The organism is Granulibacter bethesdensis (assembly GCF_001889545.1).
Taxonomy (GTDB): Bacteria; Pseudomonadota; Alphaproteobacteria; order Acetobacterales; family Acetobacteraceae; genus Granulibacter; species Granulibacter bethesdensis_B.
Window position 1 is genome coordinate 717,753 of record NZ_CP018194.1, and the last position, 22,772, is coordinate 740,524.

The 22,772-nt window shown below is 58.8% G+C and carries 19 protein-coding genes; 13 read left to right on the top strand and 6 right to left on the bottom strand.

What is annotated here, in order from left to right:
• Positions 1-6 precede the first annotated feature (6 nt).
• Entirely contained in the window at positions 7-1,986 is a 1,980-nt protein-coding gene (locus GbCGDNIH8_RS03220) for an autotransporter outer membrane beta-barrel domain-containing protein (RefSeq protein WP_157692534.1), read from the top strand.
• Positions 1,987-2,000: 14 nt separating this feature from the next.
• On the opposite strand, the gene GbCGDNIH8_RS03225 is transcribed toward GbCGDNIH8_RS03220, so the two are convergent.
• Positions 2,001-2,336 (bottom strand): BolA family protein, encoded by a 336-nt coding sequence (locus GbCGDNIH8_RS03225; protein WP_072572066.1) that lies wholly within the window; start codon positions 2,334-2,336, stop codon positions 2,001-2,003.
• 109 nt (positions 2,337-2,445) lie between these two features.
• On the opposite strand from GbCGDNIH8_RS03225, the gene GbCGDNIH8_RS03230 reads away from it, so the two are divergent.
• The 3 genes from GbCGDNIH8_RS03230 (at position 2,446) to cobT (ending at position 6,088) form a co-directional block, all read left to right on the top strand.
• Positions 2,446-3,060, top strand: coding sequence for a J domain-containing protein (locus GbCGDNIH8_RS03230; RefSeq protein WP_072572067.1), 615 nt, complete (start codon positions 2,446-2,448; stop codon positions 3,058-3,060).
• An 86-nt stretch (positions 3,061-3,146) separates the two neighbouring features.
• A complete protein-coding gene (gene cobS, locus GbCGDNIH8_RS03235) occupies positions 3,147-4,181 on the top strand; it encodes a cobaltochelatase subunit CobS (protein WP_072572068.1) in 1,035 nt (344 codons plus the stop codon).
• A 20-nt stretch (positions 4,182-4,201) separates the two neighbouring features.
• On the top strand, positions 4,202-6,088 hold the full coding sequence (gene cobT, locus GbCGDNIH8_RS03240; RefSeq protein ID WP_081368811.1) for a cobaltochelatase subunit CobT: 1,887 nt from the start codon (positions 4,202-4,204) through the stop codon (positions 6,086-6,088).
• Positions 6,089-6,107: 19 nt separating this feature from the next.
• Here cobT and GbCGDNIH8_RS03245 read toward each other — a convergent pair whose 3' ends face one another.
• Positions 6,108-7,091 carry a M14 family metallopeptidase gene (locus tag GbCGDNIH8_RS03245; protein WP_072572069.1) on the bottom strand — a complete coding sequence of 328 codons (984 nt, stop codon included), beginning with the start codon at positions 7,089-7,091 and terminating at the stop codon, positions 6,108-6,110.
• A gap of 176 nt (positions 7,092-7,267) precedes the next feature.
• Between GbCGDNIH8_RS03245 and GbCGDNIH8_RS03250 the strand changes: the two genes are divergently transcribed.
• The 5 genes from GbCGDNIH8_RS03250 to GbCGDNIH8_RS03270 all read left to right on the top strand — a co-directional run bounded on the left by GbCGDNIH8_RS03250 (position 7,268) and on the right by GbCGDNIH8_RS03270 (position 12,124).
• Entirely contained in the window at positions 7,268-8,299 is a 1,032-nt protein-coding gene (locus GbCGDNIH8_RS03250) for a mitochondrial fission ELM1 family protein (protein ID WP_253736093.1), read from the top strand.
• Positions 8,300-8,320: 21 nt separating this feature from the next.
• Positions 8,321-10,192, top strand: coding sequence for a hypothetical protein (locus GbCGDNIH8_RS03255; RefSeq protein ID WP_072572070.1), 1,872 nt, complete (start codon positions 8,321-8,323; stop codon positions 10,190-10,192).
• Positions 10,193-10,324: 132 nt separating this feature from the next.
• The gene (locus GbCGDNIH8_RS03260; RefSeq protein ID WP_216634499.1) at positions 10,325-11,152 is read left to right on the top strand and encodes an NUDIX hydrolase; all 828 of its coding nucleotides are present in this window, start codon (positions 10,325-10,327) and stop codon (positions 11,150-11,152) included.
• Positions 11,153-11,249: 97 nt separating this feature from the next.
• The gene (locus GbCGDNIH8_RS03265; protein WP_072573584.1) at positions 11,250-11,597 is read left to right on the top strand and encodes a carboxymuconolactone decarboxylase family protein; all 348 of its coding nucleotides are present in this window, start codon (positions 11,250-11,252) and stop codon (positions 11,595-11,597) included.
• A 161-nt stretch (positions 11,598-11,758) separates the two neighbouring features.
• Positions 11,759-12,124, top strand: a complete 366-nt coding sequence (locus GbCGDNIH8_RS03270) for an RT0821/Lpp0805 family surface protein (protein WP_072572072.1) — start codon at positions 11,759-11,761, stop codon at positions 12,122-12,124.
• 65 nt (positions 12,125-12,189) lie between these two features.
• Here GbCGDNIH8_RS03270 and GbCGDNIH8_RS03275 read toward each other — a convergent pair whose 3' ends face one another.
• Entirely contained in the window at positions 12,190-12,798 is a 609-nt protein-coding gene (locus GbCGDNIH8_RS03275) for a sulfotransferase family 2 domain-containing protein (RefSeq protein ID WP_072572073.1), read from the bottom strand.
• Between the two features lie 288 nt (positions 12,799-13,086).
• Between GbCGDNIH8_RS03275 and nadA the strand changes: the two genes are divergently transcribed.
• From nadA to nadC, 3 genes are read left to right on the top strand one after another with little or no spacing between them, the layout of a single operon-like run.
• Positions 13,087-14,043, top strand: a complete 957-nt coding sequence (nadA, locus tag GbCGDNIH8_RS03280) for a quinolinate synthase NadA (protein ID WP_072573585.1) — start codon at positions 13,087-13,089, stop codon at positions 14,041-14,043.
• Between the two features lie 55 nt (positions 14,044-14,098).
• Complete coding sequence (locus GbCGDNIH8_RS03285; protein ID WP_253736094.1) at positions 14,099-15,646, top strand: L-aspartate oxidase; 1,548 nt, start codon at positions 14,099-14,101, stop codon at positions 15,644-15,646.
• Positions 15,643-16,488 carry a carboxylating nicotinate-nucleotide diphosphorylase gene (gene nadC / locus GbCGDNIH8_RS03290; RefSeq protein WP_072572075.1) on the top strand — a complete coding sequence of 282 codons (846 nt, stop codon included), beginning with the start codon at positions 15,643-15,645 and terminating at the stop codon, positions 16,486-16,488. The genes GbCGDNIH8_RS03285 and nadC overlap by 4 nt, the downstream gene beginning before the upstream one ends.
• Before the next feature lie 67 nt (positions 16,489-16,555).
• On the opposite strand, the gene sfnG is transcribed toward nadC, so the two are convergent.
• Together sfnG and GbCGDNIH8_RS03300 are read right to left on the bottom strand one after the other, a co-directional pair.
• Positions 16,556-17,635 carry a dimethylsulfone monooxygenase SfnG gene (sfnG, locus tag GbCGDNIH8_RS03295; protein ID WP_072572076.1) on the bottom strand — a complete coding sequence of 360 codons (1,080 nt, stop codon included), beginning with the start codon at positions 17,633-17,635 and terminating at the stop codon, positions 16,556-16,558.
• Between the two features lie 10 nt (positions 17,636-17,645).
• The gene (locus GbCGDNIH8_RS03300) at positions 17,646-18,953 is read right to left on the bottom strand and encodes an SfnB family sulfur acquisition oxidoreductase (RefSeq protein WP_095206411.1); all 1,308 of its coding nucleotides are present in this window, start codon (positions 18,951-18,953) and stop codon (positions 17,646-17,648) included.
• Between the two features lie 159 nt (positions 18,954-19,112).
• Here GbCGDNIH8_RS03300 and GbCGDNIH8_RS03305 point away from each other — a divergent pair, with 159 nt between their 5' ends.
• Positions 19,113-20,600, top strand: coding sequence for an FAD/NAD(P)-binding protein (locus GbCGDNIH8_RS03305; protein ID WP_081368813.1), 1,488 nt, complete (start codon positions 19,113-19,115; stop codon positions 20,598-20,600).
• Positions 20,601-20,661: 61 nt separating this feature from the next.
• On the opposite strand, the gene GbCGDNIH8_RS03310 is transcribed toward GbCGDNIH8_RS03305, so the two are convergent.
• A complete protein-coding gene (locus tag GbCGDNIH8_RS03310; RefSeq protein ID WP_072572077.1) occupies positions 20,662-22,743 on the bottom strand; it encodes a hypothetical protein in 2,082 nt (693 codons plus the stop codon).
• Positions 22,744-22,772 lie beyond the last annotated feature (29 nt).

The following is a 22,772-nucleotide window of genomic DNA, read 5'->3' on the forward strand; positions in this document are numbered from 1 at the left end:
CACAACATGACATCGACTTTTACGGTCGATACAGGCTCTTTCCCGACTGTCATGCCACTGAGCCTGGTTCAGGCTGCGTTGTCCGGCTTTACGGAAGCGCAGTTACAGACCTATCCGCCCGGTTCCATCACATATGGCAGCGATAATGTCAGTATTACTGGCTACTACGTGCCGTTGACCCTGGCTTTTGCCGATGCAACCGATAGCAGTGGACAGCCACTCACGACGACGTTCAAGGTTCTCGTATCTGATAATAGTCAAGCGCATATGATGGGTTTACGCTTCGATTATGATTCGACGACGCAGCAAAACTATACGTCTGCCTACAGCGCTCTCATGAATCTTGCCCCGATGCAGTCGGGGGCTATGACGCGTGGCTATATCATCAGTCAGGATGGTCTTACTGTCGGACTGAATCAGGCAAATGCGGGCAGTGGATGGGCTTTTATTAAACTGGCTCCCGCATCACAATCCGGCGACTGGCTGGCGCCGCCGGTGACGGCTACTGTGAACGGAAAAACACTCCCTGCGTCCTCATTGCTGATCGATACGGGTCTGGATGAGATGTTCCTCAAATACGATGGGGCAAGCAGGTTGCCTGCCAACAGCACCATTACTCTTTCCATGTTGGGATCCAACGGTGCTGTTCAATATTCGTTCAATACCGGTACAACCACCGGTGTGGCGCCTTCTTTTGTCAGCGTAGGCAATCCATCATCAAATGGCCCCTTCGTGAATACCGGCCTTCATGCTTTGGCGGGCTTCGATGTATTGTATGATGAGGCAAACGGACTGTTCGGATTAAGGGCCAATGGTCACTCGCCCCAATCATCGGTCTCGTTCGAGCCGGTTTTCTCACTGTCCGGCAATATGAGTGTTCCGGCTGGTTTTCAATCTTCCCAATCCATTCTCCTGACAGGTCCGGCAGCCTTGCAGGGGGCTGGAGACATGTCCCTGGATGGTACGATTTCTGGTAATGGCCTTCTGACAGTGAAGGCTCCCGGGACTGTGACCGTGTCGGGTAATAATACGTATAGTGGCGGTACGGTTCTGGACGGTGCCAGCGTTGCTGTAAGCTCGGCTTCCGGTCTGGGAACGGGCGGCGTTGCAATGGTTGCGGGTTCGGCGAATGCGCTTTCCCTGACCAGTGGGAGCGCCACGGTCTGGAGCGCAGGCGTGGATACGATCAGTGCCGGCATGGCATCGGTTAAGGTTGCAGCCAGCGGGGTTGGTAAGCTCACATTCGTGGGAGGAAAGGAGGCATCCCAGATTTACGGGGGTGGTGGCGCCATGACTGTTTTCGGTGGTGAGGGAGATGGCATGTTCGCTGCTGGTGGTGCAGGGAGCGTGATCGTCAATGGTGCAGGCAACGCCACGGTGATCGGAGGAGGCGGGAACGCTGTTTTTGGCGGCAGCGGAGCGGCCCTGATTTTTGGTGGTGCGCAGGGGGCGGACAGCATCATCGGAGGCAGTGGCAGCAGCACCATTGTCGGGCAGTCAGGCGATCATATTGTCGGGGAGGCGGGCAATATGCTGGTCTTCGGCAGCAATAGCGCCACAGATACGATTGTCGGTGGGAATGCAACGACCGTTGTGGGCGGCAGTGCGGGCACGCAGCTTCTTTCCAACGGAAACGCCCTATTCTGGGGTGGCTCTGGAAATGACATGATCTGGGGCGGCTCGGGTAGCACGACCGCGATGCTGGGGAGCGGTGATGATACCATCTATATTGGTAGTGGTACCATGAGCATCGCCGGAGGTTCCGGCCATGATGTCTACACCGTTATTGCAGGGCAGGCCGGTGGCTCGGCGGTCATCTTTGATTTCAATCCAGGTCAGGATTCGCTGGTGCTGCAAGGCTATGATGCCGCGAGTATCGTCAAGAATGTCCAGCCGGGCTATGTGACACTCAGCCTGTCCGATCAGACGACGCTGACCTTTGTGGGGACGGACCCATCCAGCCTGCCTGGTCAGATCACGACCTGATCCGGCCGGATAGCTCAGGCGGCATCAATTGCCGCCTGTTCCTCCGGCGTGCGCAGGGTCAGGGCCAGGGCATGCAGGCCGCCTGCGAATTCGGAGTCCAGCGCTTCGTGCACGGTGCGGGAGCGCTGGACGCGGGATATGCCGCGGAAAACTTCAGAGATCAGTGTCACGTTGAAATGTGTTTCGCCCGTGCTGGCCGGCCCTCGGCTCTGATGACGAAGTCCGGCATGGCCTGCGTGGCGGGCGCTGTCATCCTGCACATCAAGATGAACCGGGTTAAAGCGGGCGCGTAAAACGTCCTCGATCCGCTGTGCACGGCTGCCTTCAGGGTGAGCTTGTTTCTGTATCATGCCGTCAGTATCGCTTTTTTTGCTGTTCTGCGAAAGAGTCTCAGGTGATATTGATCGGACTGCCACAGAACGGGTTGCGTTTCGTGCCTCCCGTTGCACATAAGAGGATATGATGGCCAGACGCGCTCCGCGAACGAGGGCCTACGCGCCCGATCCGGACGCGCCGACCCGTGACTGTGACATGGCTGGCTGTGACATGCCGGCCGCTTATCGTGCACCAAAATCAAGGACCGAGCTGCGTCATTACTGGTGGTTCTGTCTGGAGCATGTGCGCGCCTACAATGCGTCATGGGATTTTTATAAGGGGATGAGCCCAGGGCAGATTGAGGCGCATCTGCGGGCTGATACCGCATGGCAGCGGCCGACCTGGCCTTTGGGCCAAAACGGTGTTCCCGTTGCGCCGGAAGACTTGTTGCGTGATCCGCTGGGCGTGCTACGCGATGGCCCGGCTGCTGCCCCCCGCCGTAAAAAACCGGAGGAGGAGCGGCCCCCCAAAGAATTACGGGAGCCGCTGATGATCATGAGCCTGCCCTGGCCTGTGACCTGGGACGATATCAGAAGCCGCTACAAGGAGCTGGCGAAGAGGTATCATCCCGATGCCAACGGAGGCAGCCGTGATGCCGAGGAGCGGCTGAAAGTCATCAATCAGGCCTATGCCACGCTGCGGCGTGGTCTGGCCGGGGAAACCGCCCGGCATGGAGACGCTTCCGAGCAGGCCGCCTGATTCATGCCTCCCCATTCTGCCGTTTTTGCCTCTTTGTGCCTAATGACGTTACCGTGCTTCCTTCTTGAGACAGGACGAGTTCGCTGATGACCAAGGTTGCCGCCATTTCCGAAACAAGGGATCTGGAGGAGGGGATTGCCCCAACCTCTGCATTGACTGTTCCCGACATCACTCTGCGTGTGAGAGAGGTGTTCGGCATTGATTCCGATATGGAGGTTCCTGCCTTCTCGATCCGGACCGAGCATGTGCCGGAGGCTGACCCGACCTATCGCTTCGATCCGGAAACGACACTGGCCCTGCTGGCGGGTTATGCTCATAATCGCCGGGTGATGGTGCAGGGCTATCACGGTACCGGCAAGTCCACCCATATCGAGCAGGTGGCGGCGCGGCTTAACTGGCCCTGTATCCGCGTCAATCTGGACAGTCATATCAGCCGTATCGACCTGATCGGCAAGGATGCCATCGTACTGAAGGATGGCCGTCAGGTCACGGAATTCCGCGAGGGGATTCTGCCCTGGGCTTTGCAGCATGCCTGTGCGCTGGTGTTCGACGAATACGATGCAGGCCGCCCGGATGTGATGTTCGTGATCCAGCGCGTGCTGGAGGTCGAGGGCAAGCTGACCCTGCTGGACCAGAATCGCGTCATCCGCCCGCATCCTTCCTTCCGTTTGTTTGCGACTGCGAACACGGTCGGGCTGGGTGATACGACCGGCCTGTACCACGGCACCCAGCAGATCAATCAGGGCCAGATGGACCGCTGGAACATTGTCACCACCCTGAATTATCTGCCGCATGCACAGGAGACGGAGATCGTGCTGGCCAAAATGGGCGTGGACGGATCGAAAAATCCGCAGGCTCGCAAGGAAGTGGAAAGCATGGTTGCTCTGGCGGAGCTGACCCGGGCAGGCTTCATCAATGGTGATATTTCCACGGTGATGTCGCCGCGCACGGTGATCACCTGGGCGCAGAATGCACAGATTTTCAAGGATCTCGGTTTTGCATTCCGCGTCACCTTCCTGAACAAATGCGATGAGGCGGAGCGTACGACCGTGGCCGAGTATTATCAGCGCTGCTTTAACGAGGATATTCCGACCGGTCTGTTTAATCGGAAAGCCTTCTGATCGCGGGCAGGCAGACGGGAATGAGCGGCAGCAGGGATAACGGTCCCCCTTCGAAGGATGGCGGCGTGCGGGATGCTGTAAGCCGGGTTGATGAGTTCAAGAAGGCGACTTCCTCGGTCTTCCGCTCCATGGCGGGAACGCCGGAGGCTCAGGTGGCATTCCAGCCCGGCCCGTCGGTGCTGACCGGAAGGCGCGCGCGGCTGCCGATGCCGACGCGCGCCCTGCCGCCGGCCGAAATGGCCAAATTGCGCGGGGCTGCCGATAGTCTGGCCCTGCGGCTGCGCCATCATGACGAGGCCGTGCATCAGAGCCGTCAGCCAACCCAGCCGGAAGCCAGGGAAGTCTACGACGCTCTGGAACAGATGCGGGTGGAAGCCGTCGGCAGCCGTCATATGGCGGGGGTCGCCGCAAATCTGCAGGCCCGCCTGTCCGATGAATGCGAGACGGCTGGCTGTGATCGCATGACAAAGCGGGATCAGCTTCCGCTTTCCCGTGCCCTGTCCCTGCTGGCACGGGAAAAGATGACCGGTGAGCCCCTCCCGGCTTCAGTGCGGCATGTGCTCGATCTTTGGCGACCGCAGTTGGGCCCGGCGGTGCAGGATGCGCTGGCCGATCTGGTGCTGCATCAGGATGATCAGACCGCTTTTGCACGGGTGACACGGCGGCTTCTCTCAACCCTCGATCTGGAGCCATCCTCCTTTGATGAAAGTCAGCCGGACCCGCAGGAGCTGGAAGAAGGCGAGGACGAGGATCAGGGCGAGCAGTCCGGTGCGCAGGATAATGCGCCGGATGGCGAGGGCGAAAGCCGCAAGGAGCAGGACAGTATGCTCGGCGCCAGCCCGCAGGAGCTGGAAGAAACCGACTCCCGCGAGGAAACCGCCGATATTGGCTCTGACGAAGCCGCTGGAGACGGGGAGGACAGTCCGGGTGGCCCTCAGCAGCGGCGGGACATACAGGATGATCCGAACAATACGGTCTATCGCGCTTTCACACAGGCTTATGATGAGGAAGTGGCGGCCGAGGATCTGTGCGACTCAGATGAGCTGACGCGCCTGCGACAGATGCTGGACCAACAGTTGCAGCATCTTCAGGGTGTGGTTTCGAAACTCGCCAATCGTCTTCAGCGTCGCCTTCTGGCACAGCAGACGCGGTCATGGACGTTCGATCTGGAAGACGGGTTGCTGGATGTCAGCCGTCTGGCGCGTGTCGTTGCCAATCCCACCGTGCCGCTCTCCTACAAGCGGGAGCGGGAGACGGAGTTTCGCGATACGGTTGTCACCCTTTTGCTCGATAATTCAGGCTCCATGCGCGGGCGGCCAATTACGGTTGCGGCGATGTGCGGCGATATTCTGGCGCGCACACTGGAACGCTGCGCGGTAAAGGTCGAGGTGCTGGGCTTCACGACCCGCGCATGGAAAGGCGGTCAGAGCCGGGAAGCCTGGGTTGCCGCCGGAAAACCGCGTCTGCCCGGGCGCCTGAACGATCTGCGCCACATCATCTACAAGGCGGCTGATACGCCATGGCGTCGTGCCCGCCGCAATCTCGGCCTGATGCTGCGGGAAGGACTGCTGAAGGAAAATATCGATGGCGAGGCTCTGCAATGGGCCTATCGTCGCCTGCTGGCCCGGCCGGAGCATCGCCGTATCCTGATGGTGATCAGCGATGGCGCACCGGTGGATGACAGCACGCTCTCCGTCAATCCGGGGAACTATCTGGAACGGCATCTGCGTGATGTGATCCGAGAGATCGAGGGACGCAATGCGGTCGAACTGGTAGCCATCGGCATCGGCCATGACGTCACACGTTATTACCGGCGTGCGGTAACGATCGTCGATGCGGAAGAGCTCGGCGGTACGATGATGCGGAAACTGTCGGAACTGTTCGAGGAAGATAACAGGCGCCGATAATGCCGGGCCGCCTGTGTTGTCAGGCGGGAATCGTCTCAAGGCGTTTCGCCAGTCTGACGGCGGTGTGTCCGGCGCTGGCCCGCAGGCTTGGCATCACCAGCAGACAGTCGTCATAGGGTGTCCGAACAGTTTCATCGCCATCATGGGCGATCAGAGTTCCGGCATGTGGAATAATGTGGCCGCCGACGAAAGCCTGTGTAAAGGCGAAGTGGCCGGTACGTGCTATGATCGTATGCGTGACGCTCCAGCATGGTACTGGGGGAGGAATATTCTGTTGTGACGGGATCATCTCCAGCGCCGCCAGCAGATTGAGTACAATCTGGTGCAGAGTTGTCACTGTCTCGGCATGCCAGTGCTGCCCACCTTCCACCAGTAAGGCGGTACGTTTGGTTCCGGCCTCGGAGAACGGGGTATAGTCGATCAGTCTGCGGCCAGTTGCATGTCCGTCATCGGCAATAGGAAGCGCCGGATCTCCCGCCTTACACCCCAGCGCCAGACCGTGTTGATTCCGTCCGCACAGGATCAGTGGCCGCGATGGCCACAACATGGAGTGCAGGTCGATCAGGACATCCGCCGTGTCGATCAGTGGTTTGATTTCTCTGGCGCGGGATAGTTCATAGCCTTCTCGCAATCCGGTGCAGGCTTTGTCACAGGAAGAGGATAGAAGGTCGCTCTGCCACACCCGGTTGAGATCCTCATCAACAAAGCGGCTGGCGATAGGTTGTCGGGGGTCGAAACGTGCAAAAGCGGCCAGATTGGCAAAGCCGAAAGTCAGGCAACCCTGTAATGGCCTGATGCCCTGTCTCAGCAGCTGATCCAGCACAATGGCACCGGCAATTTCATTGCCATGAGTCAGGGCGACCAGCACAACATGAGGGCCAGGTCGAGGCCCGGTGATGCTGGTAAAGCCCTGTATACTGGTATTGCCGATGATCCACGGATCAAGGTCGGGCGTCTCCAGCCGGACGGTCAATTCAGGGATCATGGCAGAGGTGGTCTGCATCACGGTTATGGTCTGAATCGGCGGATGATCAGTCGGGAAGAGTCCATGATTGAAAATCCAACAGGATCGCAATGATTGCAATCAAGGTGGTGATTTTTTGTGCCGAAAACACTGCTTTCGCGTGGGTCCTGATCCGGTGCATTGACGTGCTGATCCATGCACCGGATAGGAAGGACATGGTTGCTTCGTCTGTTGCTACAACCCCCGTTATGCTGCCTGCCATGCAGGGCTGTTCCTCTTCCGTGGAGCCTATGGGGCCTGCCGTGTGTCCTGCTGCCTGGGCTATCTCAGAGCCTTATGCTGGTTTGCAAGCCCAGATCAAAGGTATTGCAGAAGCGTTGGGGCTGGCCCCCGAGATACGCTCTCTGAAGGCGCGCGGGATATGGAAAGGCTTGTCACCTTCCCTCTGGCCGATGCCGTTGCGCGGGATAGAACCAGAGGCGCTGGCGGGGGCGATGCCGGAGATTATTATCGGTGGTGGCGGCATGGCGGCCCGGATCGGCGCGGCATTGAAATCCCGGTACCGGGCAGGGCTTCGTGTGGTGCAGGTCCAGCATCCGCGTATGAATCCGGCCCGGTTCGATGTCGTGCTGGTGGCGGAGCATGATGGACTGACCGGTCCGAATGTTCTGGTGACCCGCAATGCGCTGCATGGCGTGACGCCACAGCGTCTGGCCGAGGCGGCGGCGATATGGGCGCCACGGTTTGCGCATCTGCCTCGCCCGTTGGTGGCCGTTCTGGTGGGTGGCTCCAATGGTCGCTACCGGCTGGATCGGGATGTGGCGGCAGCGTTGGGGGTTGATCTGGCGACCATGATGCAGGCTGATCATGTGGGGGTCGTGCTGACTCCGTCGCGCCGTACCGCGCCGGATGCTGTCTCCGCCCTGCGGCAGGCGCTGGAACCGCGGGGTGGATGGGTCTGGGATGGTGAGGGGGACAATCCTTATTTCGGATTGCTGGCCTGCGCCGACGCTATCGTGACGACCGAAGACAGTGTCTCCATGGTGTCGGAGGCGGTGGCGACTTCTGTGCCGGTCCTGTTGGCGCGGTTGCCGGGCCGTTCGCGTCGGATTGGTCAGTTCAATGATCGGATGATGGCCTGCGGCCGGGTCCGGTTGTTTCGCGGACGGCTGGAGCAATGGGCGACGGAGCCGCTGGATGATACGCCTGCGGTGGCGGCAGAGCTGCGCCATCGTCTGAATATCTGAGTCAAGGATTGGAAGACGGGTATGCTGGATATCAGAACCTTTGATAACCGCCAGGGTGGCAACGTTCTCTACAAGGCGCTGGCGCATCCTCTGGCGGCGGAGGCAGCCTCCCGTCTGACCCGTCAGTTGGCGGGCAAGGGGGAGGTCGCCGTCTTCGATCCCGAGGGAATCGCCCGGACCCTGTTCGTCATGCTGCCCGAACTACCGCCGGTGGAAGCACTATATGTGCAGGATACGGAACGCCTGCAGGAGCCGGATGTGCGTCCGGTGACCGATCTGCCGCGCAGCGGCGCGAAGATCGTGCTGGTGGCGACGTTCGATACGATGCGGTTGGCCGACCGTCTTGAATCTCTGATGCCCGAGGGGGCGGAGCTGGTCACGCTGGCGGATATCCGTATTCCGGAGGCACTGCAGACCGCGCCGCGCTATCTCGACAGGCTGAATTTTGCGACCAATTTTGCGTTTTTCCGGGACCAGAATGGTCTTTCCACCAGATTGGTCACCGCCAATTACTGGGCCGGATACGGTGCAAACTCGGTCCGGCTGTGGCTGCGTCTGTTTGCGCAGGATGGATCGGTGCTGGCAACGTGGGAACAGCCGGTGCCTGCCGGTCCCGGTGGTATTGTCATTGACAGCCGCGAGGTGAGGGCACGCTTCAATCTGCCTGAATTCACCGGCCAGCTTTTCATCCATGCCATCGGTGTTGCCGGGCATGATGTGGTGAAATACGCCGTGGATACTTATGGCGGTGATTCATTATCCTGCACCCATGATGCCAATGCATGGCCGTCTGAACGCTATGCCGGTCTGCCCGCCCCGCGTGAGGATGAGCGTGTGATCCTGTGGGTGCAGAACAGTCACGCCGTGCCGATTCCGGCGGGAGCCATCGCGCTGGATCGCATGGGCGCGGAAAAACCGGTGGCGCTGGATCGGGTTATTCCTCCTTTCGCGACCGAGGCGCTGGATGTTGCCGCGCTGCTGCCTGGTCTGCACTGGCCTGCTCAGGTGGAGATTCTGGCAGGCCGCCATGTGGTCAGACCGCGCTATGAGGTGATCCGCGGTGCATTGACCCGCATTGCGCATCCGAATGTGGAGCGCGCCGATCTGCGGCCCGATCCGGGCATCCGTACCCTGTCGCCATTGCTGGGGAGGGGCTATCTGCTGCCATTCCCGATCCTGCCGCGTCGGTATTTCCGCAGTATCGCCCAGCCGACCCCGATGGCGCATGAGCAGAACTCGCTGCCGCTCCGGCTCGATCTGTTCACGCCGGACGGGAAGAAGGTGGCGGAGCATTTTCTGGGGAACCTGCCGCGTCACCATGGCCTGGCGCTCGATCTGGACACTATTCTGCCGGAGGACGCGCTGCCGGAGGGTGGCCATGGCGAGCTGGTCTATGACTTCCGTGAGGGTGGGGAGGCCGATGGCTGGCTGCACGGCCTGTTCCGTTACGAGCATCGCGTCTCCGGTCATGCGGCGGAGACCAGCTTCGGCGCACATATCTACAACACGGCGATGACTTATCGCGGGGAGCCGCAATCCTATTCCGGGCCACCGCCGGGCCTGTCCACGCGGCTGTTCCTGAAACTGGGCTCGGATGGGCTGGAGAGCTTCGCGCATCTGATCTATCCGGCTTCCGCGCCGTGGCGCACGCTGTCCCGTACTTCCCTGCTGCTGTATGATGCGGAGGGCAAGGTGATTGCCGAGGAATCCCTTGCGATTCCCTGCTCCGGCAGTCATGTGGTGCGACCCCACCGTATTTTTGGTCCGACGCTGATGGAGGTGGCGGGAAGGGGCGGATATGTGCTGATCCGTGACCGTACCTGTCGACTGTTCGGCTATCATGGTCTTGAGCGGGCGGATGCTTTCTCGCTGGATCATATGTTCGGATTCTGAGGCTTACCTTCGCAGACAGGTCGGCGCAGTCCGGCCACAAAAAGGAACGGATCTTTGCCTGCCAACGGAAACTCTCCAGTTGCGGTTGAACTGATCGCAGTGCTGGCGGCGGTCTCTGATGGTGATCCGCAGATGCTGACGGTGCAGGAAGGGCACGCTCTTCCTTCCGGCCCGTTTGAGGAAGGGCATCGCTCGCTTCAGGCTGGCACACGCTCCTGGGTGGAGCGGCAGACCGGCCATCCGCTGGGGTATATCGAGCAGCTTTACACTTTCGCTGATCATGACCGTGCCGGGGATGGCCGCCGGGCAATTTCCATTTCCTATCTCGGGTTGACCCGCATGGCGGAGCGGGAGGCGGGTTGGCGCAACTGGTATGCCTATTTCCCGTGGGAAGACCGGCGCGAGACAGGCGGGGTCGCGCTGGGGGCGGAGATCGCCCGGCGTCTGGAAACATGGATCGCCGGAGCCGAGGGAATGCTCCGCCAGCAGCGGAAATTGCGACGCGATGCCGCCTTTGGCACCGGTGGAGAGAAGTGGAACGAGGAACTCGTTCTGCAACGTTATGAGCTTTTGTACGAAGCGGGGCTGGTGGCCGAATCCCGTGCTCCGACAGCCGGGCGTGTGCCGGGAATATCTATGCTGTATGACCATCGCCGTATTCTGGCGACCGCAATTGCAAGGCTGCGGGCCAAGATCAAATACCGCCCGGTGGTGTTTGAACTGATGCCGGATGCTTTTACACTCGGTCAGCTTCAGGTGGCGATGGAGGCTCTGGCCGGACACCGCTTGCACAAGCAGAACTTTCGTCGCCAGATGGAGCAGCAGGAACTGGTCGAGGAAACAGGCGCCATGGCAGTCCAGACAGGTGGCCGCCCTGCGAAACTGTACCGCTTCCGGGGCGCTGTGATGCGGGAGCGGAGTATGGCTGGTTCCAAACTGCCCCTGGCCCGGGTACCCTGACTGTTTCAGCTTGTCGGGCTATCGGTGCCGGGTATCCGGATCGGATCAGATCGGATCAGAAATAAAAGAAAGGGAGCATGCATTCATGGCCGGAAAAATGCTGGATTGGGCTGCCTATCGGGGCCAGTTGGGCGGTGAACTGGGAAAGCTGGCGAAGGTTAACCCGGATGTCCTGAAAGGCCACGATATTCTCGCGGCGGCAGCGCCGTCTCCGAATGTGCTGGATGCCAAAACAAGGGAACTGATCGCACTGGCTGTCGCTGTGACGACACGCTGCGATGGTTGTCTGGCATTCCATACCGAGGCCGCCCGCAAGGCGGGCGCCACGAAAGAAGAAGTAGCCGAAGCTTTGGGGGTTGCTATCGCCCTGAATACCGGCGCGGCTCTGGTCTATTCTGCCCGCGCCATGGATGCGTTTGGTGAGCAGGGGACCGAGCCTGGGTGAAAAGCCAGCCACCGCTTCCATGCGAAGCAGATGGCAAGGCGTCCATTGACCGGCCATGTGTTACGCAGGCAGATTGGCTTTCGCGCAGAGTGTGACGCTCAGCGGAGTGAGCAGACTGCGACGATCTGTAACGAGGCTGGCTATAATGAGGGCTGGAACGTATGCAATTATTCAAAGCCGGACTGATCATGGGAATCCTGCTGGCCTCCAGCCATGCCCATGCCCAGCTCAATCCGTTTCACACCAGCGTTGACGGTTCATCCCTCAACAAGAGCGATCTGGCCACTCTTGGTAAGGCAGCGGGACCGCTTTTCGGAAACGAGCCTCTGTTCAACGGTTCAACCCAACCGTGGTCCAATCCCAAAACCGGTAACAGCGGCACGCTGACCCTGATCGAACAGTACCAAAAGGACGGAATGCCCTGCCGCAAGATCAGGTATGACGTCATGCTGAAAAGGCGCAATGCTCCGAATGTCTATACGCTCGACTGGTGTAAGACAGCGCAAGGCGTGTGGAAAACACGCTGATTTCCAACTGTACGAGGCTGGATAAAGGGGCCGCGACCGGATTGGTCCTGCCCCTTTTCTGTCTGTCATGACCGGGTCAGTGTTTCAACCATGGCATAATCCTGCCGGTAATAATGACGGATAATCCGGCGGGCTTCGGGTGAAACCTCAATCATTGTAGCGTGGGACGGATTGAAGGGCTTGCGGAATATGGCCGCTTCTTTCGCACCGACCAGATCGACCATCGCATCATGCAATTGGCTGAGTTCAATAGCATGGGAATAGCGGATCGGATGCAGATGCCGATATTGCGGCACGACATGCGGATCGCCGTTCAACGAAGCAAAAACAGCAAATTTCTCAAATGTTGACGGCTCTTCCCGCATGATATGTCGATATCGCGCGATCAGATCCTCTGCATTGTGTCGGTCAAGAATTTTATTGCGAAACAGGCTGACAAGGCGCGCTTCAGGATCACGCCAGACAAAGATGCGGGCATCGTAACGGCCGTATGGCCAGCGTTTGTATATCCGCGGAATATGCCCAATGCGTATTTCGGGATCGAGACCCATCGCAGCCTTGAAGCTGCTGCACCCGTTTTTGCGAATATAGGCATACAGAATACGCTTTCCGCCCAGTATGAAGCTCAGATGCTGTCTGCCGGGCCAGAAGCGCCCGCGATTGTCGAAAGGCACTGTTGCTGTGGATGGGATCGGGTGCGTCGTCAGGGGTTTGCTCCCAGTGTGCGGGTGAGGAAGCCCAAGCTATATGTGCGCAGGGTGTAAGGGGCTGATATAAATTGAAACGATGTGTTGCAGGATCGGGTTCGCTTCACTTTTATCAGTCAGTGTGGAAAACCCCTTGACAGCATTTATGCTCATTTATAGCATAATGGACGCAACAAAGGTCGGTCTTTTATCTTAATATGCTCACAAAGAGCATAATGGGAGGCGTGCTTGCTGGATTCGATCGAAAACGTTTCAATGCTTTACGACCGCGTAAGGCGCGTCATTCCCCCCATGGAATGGCCTGCTTTTGAAGGCGATATCGAGGCGATCCTGCGGCTGAAGCGGGAACGCAACGCAGTGATTCTGGCGCATAACTACCAGACGCCGGAAATCTTCCACTGTGTGTCCGATATTGTCGGTGACAGCCTGAAACTTGCGCGGGAAGCGCAGTTCGTCGATGCTGATGTCATCGTGCTGGCAGGCGTGCACTTCATGGCGGAGACGGCAAAGCTGCTTAACCCGTCCAAGACCGTGCTGATTCCCGATCTGGAGGCTGGCTGTTCGCTGGCTGACAGCATCACGGCGGCTGATGTACGGCTGATGCGTGAGCGTTATCCTGGCGTTCCGGTGGTGACCTATGTCAACACCTCGGCGGCGGTGAAGGCGGAGAGCGATCTGTGCTGCACGTCCGGCAATGCACGTAAAATCGTGGAGCGGCTGGCGCAGGAAGGCCATGAGCGCGTCATGATGATCCCTGACGAGTATCTGGCGCAGAACATAGCCAACGAAACCGGCGTCAACATCATCACCTGGGCCGGGCATTGCGAGGTGCATGAACGCTTCACGCCTGAACAGATCAGGGAGTTGCGGGCGGAAAACCCCGGTGTTGTCGTGCTGGCGCACCCGGAATGCCCGCCGGACGTGGTGGCGGAGGCCGATTATGCAGGCTCGACCGCAGGCATGTCGGATTATGTGGCGCACAACAAGCCGGGCCGTGTCGTTCTGATCACGGAGTGCTCGATGAGTGATAATGTGGCCGTGCATCACCCGGATGTAGAATTCGTCCGCCCGTGCAATCTGTGCCCGCATATGAAACGGGTCACTCTGGCCAATATCCGGCACAGTCTGGAAACGATGACCCATGAGGTAACCATCGATGCCTCCGTCGCCGACAGGGCGCGGCAGGCCGTGGAGCGCATGCTGGCGATCTGAACCGCTTCGATCCGGTTGCCCTTTCGCCATGCCGGCACTGTTGGAGTCCAGACATATGGATCAATCATCCCTCGATGGGCGGGTTGTCATCATAGGGGCGGGGCTGGCCGGGCTGATGACAGGCTTGCGGCTGGCGCCTGTTCCTTCTGTCGTGCTGAGCGTTGCTCCGTTCGGGGAGCAGGCGGCAAGCGGCTGGGCGCAGGGAGGAATCGCTTCTGCGCTTGGTCCGGATGATTCTCCGGCTTTACATGCTCAGGATACTCTGGCGGCAGGGGATGGACTCTGCGACCCTGATATGGTGGCCCGGATCACCGCTGCTGCTCCGGCAGCGGTGGAGGCGCTGGCGGAGCTGGGCGCCCGGTTTGATAGGGATGAGGCTGGCGCTTTCAGGCTGGGACTGGAAGCAGCCCATAGTCGCCGTCGCATCGTCCATGCGCAGGGCGATGGCAGTGGACGAGAGATTCTCCGCGCCGTGCTCACGGCAGCCAGAAACGAATCGTCGATAACGCTGCTGGATTGTGCGCGGGCGGTACGGCTGATCACCGTCAATGGTGCCGTGGCCGGTTTGCTGTTTGTGCGGGACGGAGCATTTCATTGTATCCGCACCGGCCGCGTGGTGATTGCCACCGGTGGCGTTGGCGGTCTGTATGCCCATACCACCAATCCGAAAGGAGCAACGGGAGCCGGGCTTGCTCTTGCGGCGCGGGCCGGAGCGTTGCTGGGGGATATGGAGTTCGTGCAGTTTCATCCCACTGCTTTTGATGCCGGACGCGATCCGATGCCGCTGATCAGCGAGGCCGTCCGCGGTGAAGGGGCCGCCCTGATCGACGAGACAGGAGACCGTTTTCTTCCTGACGATCTGGCGCCGAGGGATGTGGTGTCGCGTGGCGTTTTCCGGCGTCTCGCTGAAGGCCATCGCGTTTACCTTGACGCAAGAAAGGCGGTCGGTGCCCGTTTTCCGGTTCGCTTTCCGGCTATTGATGCCATTTGTCGGGAGGCAGGTCTCGATCCGTCATTGCAGCCAATACCGATCCGTCCCGCCGCGCATTACCACATGGGTGGTATCGTGGTGGATAAGGAAGGCAGAAGCTCCGTTCCCGGCCTGTGGGCGTGCGGTGAGGCGGCGTGCACAGGGCTGCATGGAGCCAACCGTCTGGCGAGCAATTCGTTGCTGGAGGCCGCCGTCACCGGTGGCTGGGTTGCGGAGAGCATCGCGGCGCAGACGGCGCCGCCTGTTGTGCCGCTGCTGCCAGCGCCTGCCATGCCTGATGCGATCACATGTGGCGCCAGCGATGCCGTGCGTGCCGTGATGAGTTGTGATGTCGGCGTCCTGCGCGATCATGCGGGACTGAGCCGGGCTATTGCAGCCCTTCGCCCCCTTGCGGAGCATGATGATGCGGCCCTGATCGGATTGATGATTGCCGATGCTGCGTTGGCGCGGAAAGAAAGTCGCGGGGGGCATGCAAGGGATGATTATCCTTCGACTTTGCCTCCATCCCGGCGCAGTGACTCGGCGGTAGCGGTGCTGAGGCGTACTGCCTGTGTGATGAATGCTCAGGCAAGGCCGGACAGTCCGGCAGTGCCGAAACGGGAGGTATCATGACCCCTTTGCCCGATCTGTTGCTGGAACCACTGGTCCGTGCCGCTTTGCTGGAGGATCTGGGCCGGGCGGGGGACGTGACCACGGATGCCGTCATCCCGGCGACGCAGACCGCGCGCGTGGCTTTGCAAGCACGTCAGCCTGGGGTTATTGCCGGGCTTGACCTTGCCAGGCTCGCTTTTCATCTGGTGGAACCGCGGATCCATTTTTCTATCCATGTTCCTGATGGTGGCCGGGTGATGCCGGGTGATGCCATTGCCACTATTGACGGTCCTGCACGCGGGTTGCTGACCGGGGAGCGGGTTGCCCTGAATTTTCTGGGGCATCTCAGTGGTATTGCGACGGCAACAGCCGGAATTGCCGATGCGATTGCTCATACCAAAGCGCGTATATGCTGCACACGAAAGACGACACCAGGATTGCGTGCCGTCGAGAAATATGCAGTGCGTGCCGGTGGAGGCAGCAATCATCGCTTTGGTCTCGATGATGCGGTGTTGATCAAGGACAATCACATCGCCATTGCCGGTGGCGTTGCGACAGCTATTGAGCGGGCACGTGCCAGCATCGGCCATCTGGTCAAAATTGAGGTCGAGGTGGATACACTGGCGCAACTGCATCAGGTGCTGGAATACGATATTGATGCCGTACTGCTGGATAATATGGACCCGGCCACTCTGCGGCAGGCAGTGGGGATCATCAATGGCCGCGCCATTGCTGAGGCCTCGGGGCGGATTACGCCGCAGACAGCGCCAGCCATAGCTGAAAGCGGGGTAGATCTGATTTCAGCCGGATGGCTGACTCATAGCGCTGCGGTACTGGATATCGGGCTGGATTTTCTGGACTGACGACCGGGTTTTCAGTCAACAGGAAGATCGGCTGTGGCAGATGCGTTCATCCGCCACAGCACTGGTATCAGGCAGCTATTTTCTGTCCGTTTTCCAAGGCACGCACCAGGGGGATGACCTGCTCCCCGAATGCTTTCAGCTCCTCCTGGAAATGAAGGAAGCCAGTCAGGACAAGGTCTACACCAAGCGATTTCAGATGCAGGATGCGTTCTGCAATCTGTTGCGGCGTGCCGATCAGATTGGTGCGGAAGCCGTCATTATACTGCACCAGATCTTCAAACTTGCTGTCCTGCCACATGCCTTTTCCATCCGGAGATGACTGGCCGGCCTGTTTGACGGCAGTGCCGAATGCCTCGACTGCTTCCTTGTCCGCAGCGCCAACGATGCGGGCAAGTTCTTCGCGTGCTTCCTGTTCGCTGTTGCGTGCAATGACGAAAGCATTGACAGCAAATTTGACGGTTCGGCCGTTTTCCGCTGCCAGAGCACGGACCTTTGTGATCTGTTCTTTTAACCCATCCGGGTTATTTCCGTTCATGAAATACCAATCGGAAACCGCGCCTGCGTTACGCTGTGCCGCGCTGGAATTTCCGCCCTGGAAAATCTCCGGATGCGGTTTGCTGAGCGGTTTCGGATTGAGCGTAAAATCGTTGATCGTATAGAACTCACCATCATAGCTGAAATGGTCAGTGGTCCAGATTCCCTTGAGAATATCAATAAATTCACGAGAGCGACGATAACGGGCCTCATGATCCGGCCAGCCAAGCCCCATGGCTTCCTGTTCACCCTGAAACCATCCGCTGACAATATTGACCGACCAGCGACTATTAAAAAGATGATCGGCTGTGGCTCCGATTTTGGCGACCACCGCGGGATGCCACGGTCCAGGCAGAATGGCGGTGATCACGTGCAGCTTTTTCGTGGCCCCCAGCAAAGCAGCGGAAAACGTCGTGCTTTCATGCTGGGATTCAGCGCCATAGCTGCCGATGAAACGAATCTGGGTCAGTGCATAATCAAAACCGACTTCTTCGGCCGTGCGCGCAAGCTCGACATTGTAGTCGATTCCCCAATGCGTTCGCTGGGGAATTTTACTGACCACCAGACCACCGCTGACATTCGGTACCCAGTAGGCAAATTTTAACTGGCTCATTGTCGTACTCTCAGCTCCAGGCATGCAGGGGAGGATTGATGCCATTCAGGTAGTAATTGCCAATGGCCGCATATTTCCAGCGCACAGGATCGTGCAGCGTATGAGTCCGCGCATTCCGCCAGTGGCGATCAAAATTGTATTTGCCATCCGTGGAGGAGGTTCCCCCCAGTTCGAAGAGTTTGTTGGTGGCTTCAATAGCTATTTCTGTTGTCAGAACCTTTGATTCGGCGGTGATAATCTGCGCACGGGCCACGGTATCCGTGGTCGGATTGGCGACAGCCTCATCAATGGCGTGGCCTGCTTTTTCCAGTATGGCCAATGCGGCATTCAGACGAATCTGAAGGGAAGCAACCGTCTGAATGGTGTAGGGATCTTCCCAGGCATTATCCTGTCCGGCGTCAATCCAGGGACGTGCCTTCTCCCGGACGAACTGGATGGTGTCCTTGATGGCGGCTTCGGCGATGCCGGCATCGACAGCCGCCTGAATGATCTGGAAGATAGCGCTTTCCGCCTGCACCGTGGCCGGATCATAGGCTTTGAAACCGGCGATAAGATGGGTTTTGGGCACCCTGACATGATCGATCAGCACAGTGCCGCTGGCTGTGCCACGCTGGCCGAAAGCAGACCAGTCATTGATGACTGTCAGACCCGGTGCGTTACGATCGGCAATGGCATACCATGCGCGGTTCTGATCATCCAGCGCCACAATCGGCACGAGATGCGCCAGCAATGCACCGCTGGAATAGTATTTGCGCCCGGTGACGATGACATGATCACCATCATCGGTAAAACGTGTGACAAATTCAGCAACGTTCTTGGTTCCCCGTTCCGAGAATGCATTGCCGAGACGTGTGCCCCGCAGAATCTTCTCGAACAGGATCGATTGTTGTTCCGGTGTTCCGTTGGCGCGGATGGAGAAGACGATGCCCAGGTGATTCTGGGTGATCTGGCCAATGGAGGGGTCGGCTGCGGAAATGATCCTGATGACTTCAGCCACGGTCGCATAGGAAACATCTGCGCCACCGAAAGCACGGGGCACATTGATCGCCCATAGACCAGACTGGGAATATTCATCCAGTTCATCCCTGGGAATGGCTGAATGTCGGTCTCGTTCCGATGCGCCTTCCGCAAAGCGTGCTGCAAGGCGGTGAGCGACTTCGATCGCTTCCGCATCGCTGGCAATGACATGGGCGGGCTGAGCTGGACGCGGCACGCCGGGAACTCCCCGCTCACCGCTTCCTACCCGATGCGGCGTGGAAGATGTGTCTGGGGTCGATACTGTCCGCAGGCTTGCGGGATCGAGTTCCGTCACGCTCATGATCGGCTCCGGTATTTACTTATCTTGATCGTTTAATTTTTAAGATACGATTATCAGAGTGCATAAGGGGCGACTATGCAAGAGGAAATTTGCAAACTATGATGGTTTTGAATTAATAACTAAAAATAATAGTGAAATTGATCTGGAAATTCTCAAGCGATGCTCGTGCAGCCTGAACCCGCAAAAGAATTACAGCCTATCAGGGATCATGGGGTGTGCAGACATATTGCCCTGATCGGTTGTGGTCTGTCCGGAGCTGCTTTTCTGGCCCATCTTATCCGTGATCATCCTGATTTTTCAGGCAGAATCACGGTGTTGGAGCCTTCAGAAAAGCTGGGGGCCGGGTTGGCGTATGGCACATCCGACCCTGTCCACCGCACCAATGTCGCGGCAGCCCGTATGTCGCTTTTTCCAGACCTGCCTGATCATTTTGATGAATGGCTCAGACAGAGAAACGTGCCCCAGAGTGATGCGCACTCCACGATGGAGGATGGAAGGATATACGCCAGAAGATCGGTATTTGGGGATTATGTCGATGATACGATCCGCTCCATGATAGAAGCCGCCTCTGGAAGGGTTATAGTTCGTCATCTTCGGCTGCGTGCTATGTCGGCATCCCGCAATCAGACTGGTTGGGGGATTACGCTGGAAGATGGATCGCTCATTGCAGCGGATATTCTGGTGTTGGGCGTCAGTCACACCGCCCCTGACTTGCCCGCAGCTCTGCGCGGATTGGCGGGAGAAAAGGGATTGGTCGCCGATCCGTGGCGGCCTGACGCATTGGCGGATGTTGCGCCTGATGCGCCGGTTTGCATTATCGGCACGGGGCTGACAGCGTGCGACGTGATCGCCTCCCTGCGGGCGCGGGGGCATCGCGCGCCCATGACCGCCTTGTCCCGCCGCGGATTACTACCCCGCCCACGGACTCTTCTGCCGGTTGAGGCTGCTGGAGATTTCAGCACCGAGCCTGCCCGCACGGCTTCATCTCTGCTGCGCCGTATCCGCAGCACCATTGCTGCGGGTGAAGCACAGGGGCGCCCATGGGAGGATGTGATTGATGCGCTGCGTGTTCAGGCTCCCGTCGTATGGGGTGCTCTGGAGACAGCGGAAAAACGGCGTCTGTTACGACATGTGCGGCCATTCTGGGATGTACACCGTTTCCAGTGCGCTCCTCAGATCGATGCTGTGGTCAGACAAGGGCTGGAGGAGGGCTGGTTGACAGTACGGGCCGCATCATTGGTCTCGGCGGTCAGTGAGAAATCCGGTGACATTGTGATCACGTCCCGCCCAAGGGGGCAGGCAGATATCAGCCGCCTGACCGTACGGGCCGTCGTGAACTGCACCGGCCCGGGCCATCGCTCGGTGGTAGAGGTGCATCCGGTTCTGCATGCGTTGGCGCAGCAAGGCGCATTACGCTCCGACCCTTGCCGTCTGGGTATTGATGTGGATTGGGAAAGCCGGGTGCTGGATCGTGACGGTACGGCGTGGCCCGATGCCTTTGTCGTAGGACCGCTGGCCCGTGGCACACATGGAGAGCTGATGGGATTGCCGCAGGTCACAACGCAGCCGAAGGCTGTGGCGGCGACGGTTGCGGCGCTCGCTGCAAAGAGTGTTGCCCGTGATGTGCCCGCGGATGCAGAGGCATGATGCGGAGAGGAAGGAAAAGACGGGGCTTTTCAGCCGCTTTTCCTTCCTTTTGGTGAGATACTTATCTGTGGCTGGTCTCTACTGTCATCGTATGCAGTAGAATTGCGACATTGCGATCGTCGGCCGAATACATAACGGATGATGGTTTCACTGCATCAGGCAGCACGAATTTCAGGACAACGACGCCATTTTTTTCCTTGTCCTCTGACGGAGCCGGGATGGTGGCTTCGAACCGGTCATCCCACTTGCTCGTTGTGAACCAGCCAATGAAATGCTGATTGGCGAATAATCCGATGCGCTGCCTGTCATGATGTCTGGCAGTGAAAGCAGCCAGACTGAAGGAAAGGTGGAGGGGATAGGTGGCTCCTTCGGGCAGGCGGAAACGGATCCATGCATTGGCCCCGTCGCTCCATGTGCCTGTTGCTGCCGGATTGGACCATCCTTTGCCGAGCAGATGGAGGCCCTCTCCCTCTGCACCGAACGAGATTGCTTTCCCGAGAGCGATTGGCCGCAGATTTGTGGCGACTGCAGCCGGGTCTGTCCAGATGGAGTAAGGCCAGACCATGATGGTATTGTCTTCATAATGCAGGATACGGGCAGGTGGTCCGAACTGCTGCACAGCCGTTTCCTCGCAATGGCCGGCTTTTCCGCAGTCGAACCAATGATGCGGCACGATCAGAAACAGCTCTTTTGCGTCGGGCGGGATATCACTGGCTTCGTACCAGGTATCGGAGGTTTGGGCGCCTCCTTCTGTAATATGGCCGCTTACAGCTTCCGCATGCACGGAACGGAGCGTGATTTTACCGTGGCTGGCCCAGTGCACCGCATTGGCGCTGTCTTCTCCATAGGGGGCATAGCCATACGACAGCCCGTTTTCCACGAGGAAGCTGCTCAGTCCATCGATGAACTGCGTGTTTGCTTTTAAGGGATGCGACCAGCTTTCCCGTCCGCTGAGCAGGCCGGATATGACCATAAGGACCGCATAGGTTGTCAGTCCGTATTGTTGCCATGCTGCCATATCGGCCCGGCGCCGTGCGGCAAGGCTGACCCCGGCAATAATCCATAATGCGAAAGGGGCAATGAAAAAGCGAAGGGACCCAAAAGCTGGATCAGAGAAAACCAGCAGGAACAGAACCAGAATGGCCGGATAGGACAGAAGCGCAGTAGCGGTGATAAATCGCAGCTGGGGAGATGTCCGGTCCATCAAACTGCGCCGCAGAGGGAACAGCAGGATGATGGTTGCGATCACAAAAGCGACACAGGCAACGATGGCGGGCAGGGATAGTCTGTCTGTCAGCGCACTATGCCCCAGCGGAACCGGATTGAACCATGCCGGGATAATCAGCAGGGTGGTTTTAAGTGCTGGCCATGCCCGTTCGGGAGAAAAGCTCATTTGCGGAGCTGAGGCAGCGAAAAACGTCGCCAGCCCGAAAATTCTGGTACGGTCCAGCTCAAGGGCACCGGCAAGGGCTATAGCCAGTGCGACAGAGACAATTCTTTCCCTTATTCCCGAAGCGGTGGCCAGAACCCATCCGCAGGCGGCGATGGCAGGCAGCAGCATGGCGCCGTTCAGCCAGGGATCCGAAAGTCCTCCGATGATGAAGGCCAGAACTGAAAGGAGAGTATAGCCTGCATGTCCCCATCCGTTGCGGGGTGTCAGGGCACAGCAGGCTGCCAGCAATCCAGCCAGCCCCCAGAACAGAGAAATATTATGGCTGACAGGATGGGCAAGGTTTCCGGGATGAGCCACCGCGGAGCAATCGGCAGCCAGCATCAGCGCGGCGGCTGTCAGGCCGGCCAGGGGGCCTGCCAACCTGGCTGTCAGTATGCCGCCCATGCAGCAGAGTGCCACAAAGACAGCCCATCCTGCCCATGCCGGGTTCAGTGCTGCCGGGCCTATGGTTTCGAAAGCGGCATAATAAAAAGGGTAGAGAGAAAACAGCCAGTTATCCTGGGTCGCATGCCATGAACGGATAAAGGATAGCCCGTTCTGACGGATACCCTGCCAGACAACGTAGGGGGCTGCATTATCGCTGTCGAACCCGAACACATCAAAGCTTGTATGCAGGCTCGACCAGAGTGCCGCGAGGATGGCAACAATCAGGCCCGCCAGTAATGCTTTATGGAGAAAAGAGCGATTCAAAACAGAACCTCGAATGGGAATAAGGATCA